Raw genomic sequence first — 12,333 nt, 5'->3', positions numbered from 1 at the left:
ATTGCAAATAAGCTCTTAAAAATAAATGGATTTCATCAGCAAAGCCTTATTTTCAGGCTGCCTGAAATATGAAATCGGCCATTAGTAAAGGAAATCTGCCATGATTAGCGCCACCATCCGTGCCGTTGCCGTTGCCGTTGCCGTTGCCGATGGCAATGCGCAGAGCAATTTCAATTTATTCTTCCCGGCTTGCTCGCTGGCGGATTTTAAAGCCGATGCGATTCAAGAAGGCTTGTCCGGCGATGCCATGCACCGCTTTATCCAGACCAAAGCCACAGAAAACATGCAGTCGTCGACCATCGGCTGCTTTATCAAAGGCACACTGGTGGAAACACAAGAGGGCTGGACGCCGATTGACGAACTGAAAGTGGGCGATCTGGTGATGGCGCGCCCGGAAAACGGCATCGGTGAGGCGGTGCAGAAACGGGTGGTGAATACCTTTAAGTTTGAAAATAAAGCAGTATGGCTTGTTGAGATTGGCAATCCAAAGCTTAAAAGAGAATCTGGGGGAGCGCGGTTTGCTGCCACCCCTAACCACCCGGTGTGTGTGTATGGTGCGGTCAATAATCTGTTTATCCAAAGCCGCTTTGGTGAGCTGGGTAGGGTTGAGTTGGAGGTAGATGTCGAGCGCGATGATGACTGGAATGAGAAATTCGAGGCACTGAGTGAGTTTGTCGCCACCCCCTATACCTATACCCTATACGAGCAGCCGTTATGGAAGCGGGTGGATCAGCTTGAACGCGGTGATGTGGTATTGGATTGGCAGAATAATTATCGTGTAGTGGAAATGGTCAGACCACTCTATGCTGTACCTGATAATAATGCTGTTTGGGTTCAGGGCTATAGTGATAGATATGATTGGGAACAATCAGCAATTGGTCATATTTATGATTTAACCCTATCTAAAGACAATGATTACACATTTCAGCGGGCAGTAGCGCTCCATGTACGCAACGATGAAATGCTGCTGGCTGTGGATGAGCAGGGGCAACGCACTTATCAGCCATATTTAACCGATGTCTACAATATAGAGGTGGAGGACTACCATACCTATTGCGTGACCCGATCCGGTATTTTGGTGTACAACACCAATTGCGATAAAACCCAACGGGAGGGAGCCCTTGGATGAAATCGAGGCGCGCACCAAAGATGGAGGGCAGTGAGTATCTAAATCCATTGCGCCTAGGCACATTCTGTGCAGATAAAACAAGGCTGCCTGAAAAGGTTTTCAGGCAGCCTTTTGAAGATTAAACCAATGCTAAAAATAAGCCCGTAGGTCGGATTCTTGAATCCGACACTGGTTCGCAGAGCAAAGTACTCACATTACTTTGGCCGATGGCCAAATGTCGGATTCAAGAATCCGACCTACGCAGATGCTGCTGTCGAACTGCTTTTATTTTGTAAGGTTATTTTTAAAATTGGTATAAGATCACAAAACGGAGCTGATTTACTGGGCGTTTCAGCACCTCGGTAAGTCGTGCTCTTTGGGCTTGGCCGTAGGCTGTACAGGTAGCACGCAACTGAGTTAGGCTATTTTTAGATTTGGTATAAATGAAGCAGCTGAAGTTGCGCACCCGTATCAAGCGTCATTATTTTGTTTAGGCTGCCTGAAACACACAAATGGATTGCCGAATCAACCTCGGCAATAACGGTTTTGCCTTTCAGACAGCCTTAAAACATTGAATGTGTATCTTCAATAATTAAGCAGCAATAAGCAACCATTTAATTTGGAAAACCTTTATGAACCCCACCGTAGAATTAAAAATCCTTAATCCCCAAATGGCCGACCAACTGCCGCAATACGCCACCGCCGGTGCCGCCGGGCTGGACTTGCGTGCCTGCTTGGACGCGCCGGTCGTTTTGCAACCGGGCGAGGTGTATCTGGTGCCCACCGGCATCGCCATCCACTTGGCCAATCCCGCCTATGCCGCCGTGCTGCTGCCGCGCTCGGGCTTGGGGCATAAACACGGCATTGTGCTGGGCAATTTGGTGGGGCTGATTGACTCGGATTATCAGGGCGAATTGAAAGTGTCGCTGTGGAACCGCAGCCACCAAGCCTTCACCATCGCCCCGCTGGAGCGCATCGCGCAAATGGTGGTGGTGCCGGTGGCGCAAGCGGTGTTTGAAGTGGTGGACGAATTTGCCGCCAGCCAACGTGGCGAAGGCGGATTTGGCAGTACCGGCCAACATTAAAAATACGGCAAATATACAATTGAAGCCATAATAAAGGCTGCCTGAAACCATTTCAGGCAGCCTTTTATCCTGCAATCAAATGATTTACGGCTTAATCGCCACTTTCAATACGCCGTCACGCTGATGGGCAAACAAATCGTAGGCTTCCACAATATCATCCAGCTGATAAGTGTGGGTAACCAGCGGCTTCAAGTCTACGCCGCCGCTTTGCACCACATTCATCAGGCGGCGCATACGCTCTTTGCCGCCGGGGCACAAGGCTGTGCGGATGGTGTGGTCGCCCAAGCCCGCCGCAAAATACTGCATCGGAATGGTGAGGTCTTGCGAATACACACCTAGGCTCGACAAAGTGCCGCCGGGTTTGAGCACGCGCAAAGCCTGCTCAAACGTGGCCTGCAAGCCCAAGCATTCAATGCTGGCATCGGCACCGCGCCCGCCGGTGAGCTTCATCACTTCGTCCACCACATCCACATTATTGAAATTCAGCGTTACCGTGGCGCCCAGTTTTTTGGCCATTGCCAAGCGGGCATCGTTGCCGTCTACCGCAATAATTGTGCTGGCACCGCGCAAACGCGCGCCGGCGGTGGCGCACAAGCCGATGGGGCCTTGCGCAAACACCACCACAATATCGCCGATTTTAATATCGGCGTTTTCCGCGCCCTTAAAACCGGTGGACATAATATCCGGACACATCAGCACTTCTTCATCGCTCAAACCATCCGGAATCGGCGCCAGATTGGCTTGCGCATCCGGCACCAGCACATATTCGGCCTGAGTGCCGTCGATCATATTACCAAAGCGCCAGCCCGCAGTGGCCTTGTAGCCGTGGCAGGAGCAGGTGCCGTCTTCTTGGAGATAGGCACCGTCTTGCGAGGGGAACCCATCTTGCGAAGGATAGGAAGTAAAGCTGGGGCAAATGGCACCGGCAATCACCCGCTGGCCTTCATGGTAGCCTTTCACATTGCTGCCCAGTTTTTCAATAATGCCCACCGGCTCATGCCCCACGGTGAGGTTTTTCGCCACCGGATATTCGCCCTTCAAAATATGCACATCGGTGCCGCAAATGGTGGTGGTGGTGATTTTTACCAACGCATCGTTGGGGCCGACATCGGGGATTTTCTTGTCAACCAGCTCAATACGGCCTTTTTCCAGAAAAACAGCGGCTTTCATCATGCTCATGTTGCGGCTCCTTTGTTTGTTGTATTTGTCGTAAAAAATCAAAGCGGATTGTTTCAGCTGATAGGGCGGTTTATGGCTTATTACGCGCTTTAATCTTTAACAAAGTTTAGCCTTGTCGTTCCGCTTGTTGCCATGCAATAAAAGGTAAAAAAAGCGTAATGCGGCTGGTGGTTTGATTTGAATCAAATTGAATTTGTGGTATCAGGCTATTTTTTAACAAAATGGCTGTGAATCCGGCCGCATTCTCATGCGGTTTTGTGGTAGTTTTACTTTATATTCTGGCTTATTTGAGTAAAGGTGGTATTGACGATGAAACGCATTTTCAAGTTATGGATGGGTTTTTTGGCAGTATTGCTGGCAGCCTGCGCCCTCACGCCGGAACAACGCGCCGAGCAGCAGGCACAGCAATACCGCCAACAACAAGCGTTGGCGGTTGCCTTGGCGGCGCAATGCGATGCCGAAACCGCAGCATTGATGCGCCAGCAGGCCGCTGATCCCGATTTCTTTACTGCAGAAGCCACCGCAGCGGCGGCACAAAACTACCGGCAAAAAATCAGCGAGCCTTTGTTTCAAAGCTGCTACCGGCTGGCATGGCAAAACCACCTCAACCAAATGCAATTGCAAGCCGAGCAACAGCTGCGCCTGCGTGAGCACATGATGGACGATATGTTTATGTGCCCGGCTTATCGCTATGGGCGACCGTATGGGTATCGTTGTGCTTGGTAGACAGCAGTTTGGTGTTACAGCGTTATTTTATTTCTACCATTTGCAAACCGCCTAAGCGCAGGCAGTTTTCCTGCATAAGTGCGAGATGTTGCTGTTTTAAATGTGCCAGCATTAGGGTTAATGGTGGAAATGGTTGAAGTTTTTTCGTTAAGGCAGCATCAATAGTGCTTTGGGTTTGGCGGATAAATTGCGCTTCTTGGTTATCAGGGTGGTTACGGCGTAATTGCGGCCAATTTTGAGGTATAGCCACAGAAAAATGGCGCAATTGGGCAAAATCTGCCGCAATGCCCAAGCCGGCAGGATCGAAATCAGGGTAAATGGCCAGCTTGCTATTTTCAGGTAGCAAGTTAATTAATTGGCGCACTTGTTTGCTGTTTTGGCCGTGACCACGGTAGAGCAACAGTGCATCTTGCCAGTTTTCGGGCAGTAGAAGATGCCAATCGTGCCAGCGGGTAAGCATATTGCCGTTTTCAACCACAATCAGTTTGTGAATATCGGCAATGGCTAATTCAGGCAGCATTACTGTGGGCACCAGCCCTTTAATGCCACCGGGAACATGCCCTTGTTTCAGTGGCAGTGTGGCATGAGGTGCGGCAAACACCAGCATATCGGCAAACACGTTTCGGGCGCTGTATTTTTCGTTGCGGTAGACGGCTGCTGTATCCATGCGGTCACTGTGCTTGGGTAGGCGGTGTTCTGCTGATTGTTTGCTGTGCCGTGCGTAAATGGTTTCCAAGTGGCTGAGATCAGACTCAGACAAGATAAGGCCACCGCTGCCGGGGGTGCCGATATTTTCTTCGTGGTGCAGTTGCTGCCAGATTTTATTGGCTTTTACATGAGTTGGCCGTTCGCGCAAGGCTTTTTGAATCTGCATTAACGTATTTTTGTTCATGCGGCTCTTTCGATAACGATATCGTGCACGATGCGGTTGCCATTGTAGTTGGGCATGGTTTCACTATGAAAATGCAAGGTTAATGCGGGGTAGAAGCTGTCTTTGTGGCTGCGGTAATGGGTGGTCAGCATCAGCAGCCATGTGTCGGCATCAATCGGCGGTTGCAATTGTTTGTATGTTTCGATACCGCTGAGTGATGTACTGTCGTTTGTTTGCTGCAAAGCTTCAAAAAACCATTGTATGCGCTCTATTAGCGCAGAAGATGTTTCGATAACGGTATCAAAGGCTTGAATAGTTACCGGCTCGGTTACTGTTTGGTTTGGCGCAGGCTCCGTTGCCTTTAAGCGTTTTTCGGCGGCTTTTTCTGCCAGATCAGCATAGATTTCGTGGCCGTCCGGGTCGCTTAAATCGGCATAGGCGCTGAAATGATCTTGAGCAGTATAAAAAAATTCGGGTGCTGTTTGAAGGATATTGCTGTCCGGGCGGTAGTGCGGGTGGTGCTGATAATGGCGTAGCAGGTTTTCGAGCAAGCGGTTGGTTTGTTGGCTGTGCAGGTCTTTTTTCCAGCGAAGCAGCTCTGCATTCAAACGGTGGGCGGCATCAATGGTTTCCCGGCGGCATTTGTCCAGCGCCGGCTTCAATATGCGGCGTAATAGCTGCTCCAAATCGGGGTCTTGTGAGCCAAGCTCATTGATTTTGTCGTTATTCAAGCCACCGAGTATATCGTTGAGTTTTTGCAGCTCGGCAAGCTGGTTTTCGTTGAAGCGGATGCGAATTTCCAAGTCGGCAATGGTGGCCATTTCTTCATAAACCTGCGCTGAGAAATGGTGGCATATATTGAGCAGGGCTTCAGCCAGCAGGCTGATTTCATCGCACAGCTCCCGCTCAAAAACCAGGCTGTCGACGCTGCTTCTGCTGCAGGAAAACCGATATAGCTCAGCTTTTTCTTTGATGTTGTCCAAAATCAGGGCAATGTTGCCGCTGCTTTGGTGAAAGCGGAAACGGCTTTCATAATGGCGTACAAAACGCACCACGGTGCTGTGCAAAATCAAACCATCCAATTCGGCGGCAGGGTAGCCCAAGGCATGCTGATTCAAGGCTTGAATCAGTGTTTGATTGGCCGCGGTATTTTCAATCAAGCCGTTATTGCGCTGGATAGCGGTAAGGATATCATCCATATATCGGGCTAGGGTGCGGGCGGCGGCGCTGGCAGGATGTTTGTGTTGGCTCATAATAAAACTTCCTGTTCAGCCGGATTCTCTGCCAAGGAGATATTTTCGCATGCGGCAATATAGGCCAGCTGTTCGTACAGCAAATCCCATTTGGCGGTGGCGCGGTATACCGCACCGCTGTTGTTGATGGGATAAAGATAGTGTTCTTTTTCCAAATACCCCAGCAGGCTGTTGAGCTGTTCTTTGGCTTCGCTGCTTTTGCGCTCCAGCAGTTTGATGATTTCGGCAAGCTGACTGCGGGCGCGTTCGGACTGCTCAATGTGCACCAATAATTCGCTGTGCCGTATGATTTCACCGCTTCTGATGGGATGGTCGTTTTCGCTTACATTGCGGCACAAACGCAGCCACATCAGTAAAGGTTCTATTTTTTCTGCCCATTCGTTGAATTGCCGGCGTACAGCGGCTTGTACTTCGGGTGAGCGGGCATCGGTGTAAACACAGTAATAGCCGCTGCCATTGGCGGTGCCGGTGCAGCGCCGTTGCAATTTGGCCAAAAAGTCGTTGACTTGATTTAAGAAATCTTCGTTGGTCAATTCATCATAAAGATGTGGAAAACGTACTTGGTCGATGATGTTGCCGGAAAGCAGCTGGTGGCAGATATCGCTAAAATAGTTGCTCATTGTGGGTGCTCCAGCAAAGGGTTGGCGCTGCGTTTGGCGGCTTGGTAATGTACTACGCCGATATTGCGGTCGATGTCGTTTTTACAGACAAATAAGTTCGACAATAAGGCATTGAGTTCTGGTTGGGCACAAAACAGGCGGATGTGCTGTTTGTCCATAAATTCAAATAAGAGGCGGATATTACCGCTGGATAAGCGCCCTAATTCATCCAAAGGCCAGTGGATAACGGTGTCGGGATCCGGGCACAGATAGCGGGTAAGGCTGGCGAACAACACCACGGTGAGTAGGGTGGAAATGCCTTCGCTGCTGCTTTTTTTCAGATTGGTATGGTGGCTGAGTACAAACGGACGGCCTTGTTCTTTACAGCTGATTTCCAAGTGAATCAGTGACGCGGTTTGCTCGGTATTGATGTTGCTGTGTTCCAAAATATGCAGGGCATTGGTAAAAGCTTCCAGCATTTTGTCTTCAGGCAGCCTGTTCGGCTCGCTTTCGTCTTCCCATTTGTGAGCAAAGATTTTTAAACCGTTGTATAGGCTTTCGTCTTCAATAGCGGAAGTCAGTCGGATTTGAATATCGCTTAAAGCCGGGAAACCGTGTTCGGCGTTGATTTGTGCCGACAGTCGCTTGGACAGCCGTTGTACTTGGTGGTTAAAGTTTTGCAAATCCTGATAATAATTGTGTATGCCATCGGCCACCGAGCGGAAGGTTTGGATATTGCTGCTGATGGTTTGCGGGATGTCATATTGCAGCATTTCGGCAATTTGGTCCATGGCGGCCAAATTATACGGCAGGGTGCCGAATGGAAAGTGATGGTAAGCGGCCATGCGGTCTTGCCATGCCTGTGCCAAATCGCCGTGCTGCAAGGCGGTGTTGGCGGCCAGTACGGCTTGTTTTAAGGTTTTTTCTTGCTCTTGCTGCCGCACCAAACTGTTTTGTACGGTGGCTGTAAAGGCATCAAACGGCAGCTTATCCAGTTCTGTCTGTTCGGTATTTTTCGAAGTTTCATCTGTCAAATCAGTGCTGAGGGTATCGTTGAGTTTATGTAATAAAGTCTTCAGCATGTCTTGTTGCTGGCTGTGCCGTGCGGCTTTTTGATTCAAAATCTGCTGTTTTTGCGTTATTTGCCGCTGTGCTTGCGTGTGTTGATTGCGCAGATTTTCGATTTGGCTTTGTAAGTGGGCGAGTGCAATCTCCTGTGCTTCTGCTTCTTCAATCAGGTGATTGTGTTGCGGCCATTCGTTTGCTAGCCATTGTTGGTATCGGTAAACGCTTTCGCGTGTTTTTTTGATGCGCTCTATTTTTGTTTCCACAGCCTGCAGTTTTTGTTCTGCCTGCTTTAGTGTTTTCGGATCTACCCCTTCTGTGGCCAAGGCGCGGTCACGGCTATGACTCAATGCGGCAATTTGTGCTTCGGTGTGTTGTTCGATGGCGGCGTTGCGTTCATCAAAATCAACCAAAATGGCGTCAAACTCATCTTTAGTTTGCGTTATTTGTGCTTGGAACTGCTGTTGTTTGATGAAAAATTTGTGTTGTAGATCTGCTTGGGCTTGTTGATGCTGTTGCTGTTGTTGCTCCAAATCGGTTTCGGCCTGCTGCGCGGTTTCTTCAGCTGCTTGCCGACGCTCATTGGCAGTTTGAACATGGCGGATTTTGGCTTGATTTAAGGCTTGTTTGAGTGAGAGGGTGTGTTGTTCCGCGCGGCTGGCCGCAATGGTTTTTTGCGTCCAAGCGGTTTGGGCATTGGCGGCTGCCTGAAATAAGGCGGCAGCGGTGTTTTGTTGTTCGGTAAGCTGGCGTTGCAATAAGCCCATCTTTTCTTGCAGACGGTTCCAGCGTTGTTGCTGGGTGGCTTCATCGGCAGCTTCTGCGGGCAATGCTAATTGGCGGGTGTCGATGCTCAGGCCGTAAAAATTGTGTTGGTTGGCATGCCATTGCGGCTGCAAACTTTTGTGCAGTAATAGGTCGGGATTGATTATCTTGGCAATATCCTGATGCCAGTCGGTGCCGCTTTGGCGCAGAAATGACAATAAATTGCCTTCGCCAAACAAAATCTCTCTTAGCTTTTGTTGTTCTTGATCCAGCCGGCGGATGTGGCCTTCGGTTTCCTCGCATACGGCTACGGCTGTTTTGTGGCTTTGCTCGGCTTGGCGGTGTTGTTGCTCGGCAGTGGCGGCTGCACGGGCGGCATGGTGTTGTTGTGTTTCGGCTTGGTTGATTTGATTGTTGTAATCAGATAGTTCTTCTGCTTCTTCCGGTGTGGGCAAAACGGCAGGGCCGATGGCGGCTTTGGTATCCGACCGTGCTTGAATCAAAACCATTGCTTCTTGCTGGTGTTGGGCTTTCAGGCAGCCTTCTTCTTGCCGTTCTTGCTGTCGCAGTTTTTCGAGTGCCTCTTGGAGGCGGGTTTGTGTTTGGCGGAATTTTTGCTGCTCACTTTTTTGCTGCTGCAGTAAAGCGTTTTTCTGTTTGCCTGCTTGTTGCTCCACTTCACGGCAGTTTCGTTGGAAATTTTCGATAATCAGGCGTTCGGATTCATGCAGGGTGTTGTAAAACCGATAAGCAGCTTGGTATTCATCCTCATATTGCGAGAGGTTGGCCAGCTCACGTTCTTGCCCGGCCATATTGTCGCGGCGGTAGTTTTCTTGTTGTTTGTTGAGCATTTTTAATTGTTTTTGAGTGCTTTTCAGGCAGCCTTCCTGAGTGGCCTTTTCTTCTGCGAATATGCTGAGCTGTTGGGTGAATAGGGATTCCAGTGTTTGGTTTTGCTCTTTCAGTTGCTCTTTTTCGGCGTTCAGGCGGTTTTCTTCTGTTTGGATTCGGCTCGATAATCGGTATGCCTGATGGCGTTGTACGGCCAAGTCGTTAAGTGTATTGCGCATGGCTTTGGCTTCGATGACGCCTTGTTCCAGCTTGGTTTTTTCTTGGGTTAGTAGGTGCAGGCTGCGGATGGTTTCGGGTAGGCGGCTGTTTTTGTCGTGCAAGGGTTTTTTGTTGATGCTGATTGTTGCCATCAGGGTGGTGGCCAGCATACGTCGCAATTGGTTGAGCAGCTGCCCGGTATTCAGCAATACGCCGGTGAGCTCGCCGATGTGCTGCATTTGGGTACCGGCAGGGCATAAAGAAAAATCGCGGGCATAAATGCTGAGGCGTTTATCTTGGCTGCGGCGCAAACGTGCCTGAGTATTGCCCAATACCGCAGCGTAGTCGCTGATGGTGCCGATTTGCCCGCTGACGTATATTTCTTGTTTTTCCAGGAGTTTGAATAGGTCGGCAGTGGTGCCGTTTTGGCTGAAATGATCGGCGGTGTTGTCGGTGAATAAGGTTTGATCTGCGGCGCCGCTTGCAAAGCGGTAAATCAGTTTCGGGCTGTGTGGGTGGCGATAAAGTATCGCACAGCACATGCCGCCGGGACGTTGGTATTCAAATACAATCATGCTGTGGGTGTGCGGCAGATAATAATCGAGAAAGCTGTCTTTTCCGGCGGCACGAGACATAAAGGACTCGGGCGGATAGCCATAAAATACCGGAATCAGCTGTAATGCAGAGGTTTTGCCGGCACCATTGTCGCCGGTATTGTTGGTATGGCCGAAGCAGGGGATTTTGACACGCTTATGGCGAAAGTAAGAGTGGTGCAGAATGATGTTTTGCAGGCTGTAATGCATTGCAACTGATTTCCGTAAATATGGTTTCGGCCAAATAATATCATGTGTGGCATGCAGGCAGAATAAGCTCAGAGCGAGAATCGAATATTGTTCATATCAATAATGGATGATTGCTTATAGGTTTAAACCTGCTTGGGCGATTTCTGTCAGCAGCCGGTAGCCGATCGCTGTCCAGGTTTTGCGCCTTTTGTCGGCGATGCGCAGCAGCATGGGGATGTTGTTGTCGACATAATCGTAGGGTGGTGTCCTGAAAAGTATGCTGCCTATATTTTAGGCAAAAAATAAGACTATTATTTGCATAAGCGAAACAGAAAAAACCCTGCTTATCTATAGTTTCTTATTTCCCTGCACCATGACTTTTACCTTGCTGGATCTTGCTTTTTTCAGCAGCATACTTTTCAGGACACCACCAATCGTAGATATGCAGAGCTGATTTGCCGGGGCTGGGGCGGTGCAGGCGGCCGGCGTATTGTTGTAGGGTACCTTGCCAAGATACCGGCATGGCCAGAAACAGGGTGTCCAACGGCGGGTGATCGAAGCCTTCGCCAATCAGGCGGCCGGTGGCGAGAAGCAGGCGCGAGTGCTCGGACGGTAGGTTTTGCAGTTGCGCAAAAGCGGCTAGGCGCTGTTTTTTCGACAGCCGCCCGTGCAGGATGATGGGCGGGCAGGTTTCAGGCAGCATTGCGGCCAGCAGCAGCAAGTGGTCGGTACGTTCGGTGAGCAAAAGGATTTTGCGGCCTTGTTGATAGGCTGCTTGAACATCGGCAATGATTTGCCGGTTGCGGGGATGGTGGTGGACGATGTGGCGGAATAAGTCTTGAATGCGGCTGCCGGGTAAATCGGGTGTGTCGGTGTGGCGCAGCAAAATCAGGCGTTGCTGCGGCAGGCCGGCGCCGGTTTGGGCGTGGTGGCGGATTTTTCCGCATTGCATCAAGACGATGGGCTGGTGGCCGTCGCGGCGGGTGGGGGTGGCGGTTAAGCCCAGTATATGGCGGGCAGGGGCTTGTTTGAGGGTTTGTTCAAACGAAACGGCGGAGATGTGGTGGCATTCGTCGACAATGATTTGCCCATAGGGTGCCAGCAGTTCGGCTAGGTCTTGTCGGCGCGACAGGGTTTGCAGTAGGGCGATGTCGAGCTTGCCGTTAAGTGTGCCTTTGCCTGCACCGAGGCTGCCGATGGTGTTTTCGCCCAGTTTAAGAAAGTCGTGCAGGCGTTGGCGCCATTGGCGCAGCAATTCGGCGCGGTGTACCAGAATCAGGGTGCTGGTTTGCCGCTGTGCAATGATGGCGGCGGCGGTAATGGTTTTGCCGAACGCGGTGGATGCGCAGAGTATGCCGTTTGGGTGTGGTAGCAGGGCGTTAACGGCCGCTTCTTGTTCCGGGCGCAGGCTGCCTGAAAAGGTGCACGGTAGGGGCGTGCCGGATTGTCGTTTGTCTTCGATGTGGGCCTCAATCCGGTGGTCGGCGAGCAAATCGAGCACGGCATCCAAGCAGCCGCGCGGCAGGGCGATGTGTTGGGGGTAGTTTTCGGCACAGCCAATAATGCGCGGTTTGTTCCATACGGGCAGGCGCATGGCTTGGGCTTTGTAGAATTCGGGGTTGGCAAAGGCGGCCAAGCGGATAAGGCGATTGCTTAGCGCTTGGGGAAGGCCGTTTTTTTCGATAAAAACCTGTTGTGCCAAGATTAGTTTGATTTGTGCGGGCAGTTTGGTGTTGGGTGGCGGCAAGGTTTGCTGCCGCGCTTGCCAAGGTTCGGCCAAATCTTCTGCTTCGATAAAGGCCACATCAAGCGCATATTGTCCGCCACCGGCACGGGCCAATGCGGCTTCT

Annotated in this window: 9 protein-coding genes; 3 read left to right on the top strand and 6 right to left on the bottom strand. The window is 50.7% G+C overall.

Annotated elements, in window-relative coordinates; translation table 11 throughout:
* Window positions 1–100 precede the first annotated feature (100 nt).
* Together JQU52_RS11000 and dut are read left to right on the top strand one after the other, a co-directional pair.
* Window positions 101–1,129 (top strand): Hint domain-containing protein, encoded by a 1,029-nt coding sequence (locus tag JQU52_RS11000; protein WP_230338530.1) that lies wholly within the window; start codon window positions 101–103, stop codon window positions 1,127–1,129.
* Window positions 1,130–1,740: 611 nt separating this feature from the next.
* Window positions 1,741–2,193, top strand: coding sequence for a dUTP diphosphatase (gene dut / locus JQU52_RS10995; RefSeq protein WP_230338529.1), 453 nt, complete (start codon window positions 1,741–1,743; stop codon window positions 2,191–2,193).
* 84 nt (window positions 2,194–2,277) lie between these two features.
* Here the strand turns inward: dut and JQU52_RS10990 are convergent, their stop codons facing one another.
* Complete coding sequence (locus tag JQU52_RS10990; protein WP_230338528.1) at window positions 2,278–3,372, bottom strand: NAD(P)-dependent alcohol dehydrogenase; 1,095 nt, start codon at window positions 3,370–3,372, stop codon at window positions 2,278–2,280.
* Window positions 3,373–3,681: 309 nt separating this feature from the next.
* Here JQU52_RS10990 and JQU52_RS10985 point away from each other — a divergent pair, with 309 nt between their 5' ends.
* Window positions 3,682–4,098 carry a hypothetical protein gene (locus JQU52_RS10985; protein ID WP_230338527.1) on the top strand — a complete coding sequence of 139 codons (417 nt, stop codon included), beginning with the start codon at window positions 3,682–3,684 and terminating at the stop codon, window positions 4,096–4,098.
* Between the two features lie 22 nt (window positions 4,099–4,120).
* Here JQU52_RS10985 and JQU52_RS10980 read toward each other — a convergent pair whose 3' ends face one another.
* The 5 genes from JQU52_RS10980 to JQU52_RS10960 all read right to left on the bottom strand — a co-directional run bounded on the left by JQU52_RS10980 (window position 4,121) and on the right by JQU52_RS10960 (window position 12,323).
* Window positions 4,121–4,990 carry a DUF7281 domain-containing protein gene (locus JQU52_RS10980; protein WP_230338526.1) on the bottom strand — a complete coding sequence of 290 codons (870 nt, stop codon included), beginning with the start codon at window positions 4,988–4,990 and terminating at the stop codon, window positions 4,121–4,123.
* On the bottom strand, window positions 4,987–6,222 hold the full coding sequence (locus JQU52_RS10975; RefSeq protein WP_230338525.1) for a hypothetical protein: 1,236 nt from the start codon (window positions 6,220–6,222) through the stop codon (window positions 4,987–4,989). Before JQU52_RS10975 ends, JQU52_RS10980 begins: the two co-directional genes overlap by 4 nt.
* Entirely contained in the window at window positions 6,219–6,842 is a 624-nt protein-coding gene (locus JQU52_RS10970; RefSeq protein ID WP_230338524.1) for a condensin complex protein MksE, read from the bottom strand. The genes JQU52_RS10975 and JQU52_RS10970 overlap by 4 nt, the downstream gene beginning before the upstream one ends.
* Window positions 6,839–10,504, bottom strand: a complete 3,666-nt coding sequence (locus JQU52_RS10965; protein ID WP_230338523.1) for an ATP-binding protein — start codon at window positions 10,502–10,504, stop codon at window positions 6,839–6,841. Before JQU52_RS10965 ends, JQU52_RS10970 begins: the two co-directional genes overlap by 4 nt.
* Window positions 10,505–10,841: 337 nt before the next feature.
* Window positions 10,842–12,323: a DEAD/DEAH box helicase gene (locus tag JQU52_RS10960; protein ID WP_230338522.1), complete on the bottom strand. Its 1,482-nt coding sequence runs from the start codon at window positions 12,321–12,323 to the stop codon at window positions 10,842–10,844.
* Window positions 12,324–12,333 lie beyond the last annotated feature (10 nt).

This window comes from Paralysiella testudinis (assembly GCF_016894345.1).
In the GTDB taxonomy this organism is placed as follows: Bacteria; Pseudomonadota; Gammaproteobacteria; order Burkholderiales; family Neisseriaceae; genus Paralysiella; species Paralysiella testudinis.
The sequence above is the reverse complement of the archived record's forward strand: the minus strand, read 5'-3'. Positions and strand labels throughout refer to the sequence as shown.

What these genes read in the sequence shown, in the direction of transcription:
- JQU52_RS11000 (WP_230338530.1), top strand. Translation starts at nt 101, where the DNA reads ATGATTAGCGCCACCATCCGTGCCGTTGCCGTTGCCGTTGCCGTTGCC.
- dut (WP_230338529.1), top strand. Translation starts at nt 1,741, where the DNA reads ATGAACCCCACCGTAGAATTAAAAATCCTTAATCCCCAAATGGCCGAC.
- JQU52_RS10990 (WP_230338528.1), bottom strand. Translation starts at nt 3,372, where the DNA reads ATGAGCATGATGAAAGCCGCTGTTTTTCTGGAAAAAGGCCGTATTGAG.
- JQU52_RS10985 (WP_230338527.1), top strand. Translation starts at nt 3,682, where the DNA reads ATGAAACGCATTTTCAAGTTATGGATGGGTTTTTTGGCAGTATTGCTG.
- JQU52_RS10980 (WP_230338526.1), bottom strand. Translation starts at nt 4,990, where the DNA reads ATGAACAAAAATACGTTAATGCAGATTCAAAAAGCCTTGCGCGAACGG.
- JQU52_RS10975 (WP_230338525.1), bottom strand. Translation starts at nt 6,222, where the DNA reads ATGAGCCAACACAAACATCCTGCCAGCGCCGCCGCCCGCACCCTAGCC.
- JQU52_RS10970 (WP_230338524.1), bottom strand. Translation starts at nt 6,842, where the DNA reads ATGAGCAACTATTTTAGCGATATCTGCCACCAGCTGCTTTCCGGCAAC.
- JQU52_RS10965 (WP_230338523.1), bottom strand. Translation starts at nt 10,504, where the DNA reads ATGCATTACAGCCTGCAAAACATCATTCTGCACCACTCTTACTTTCGC.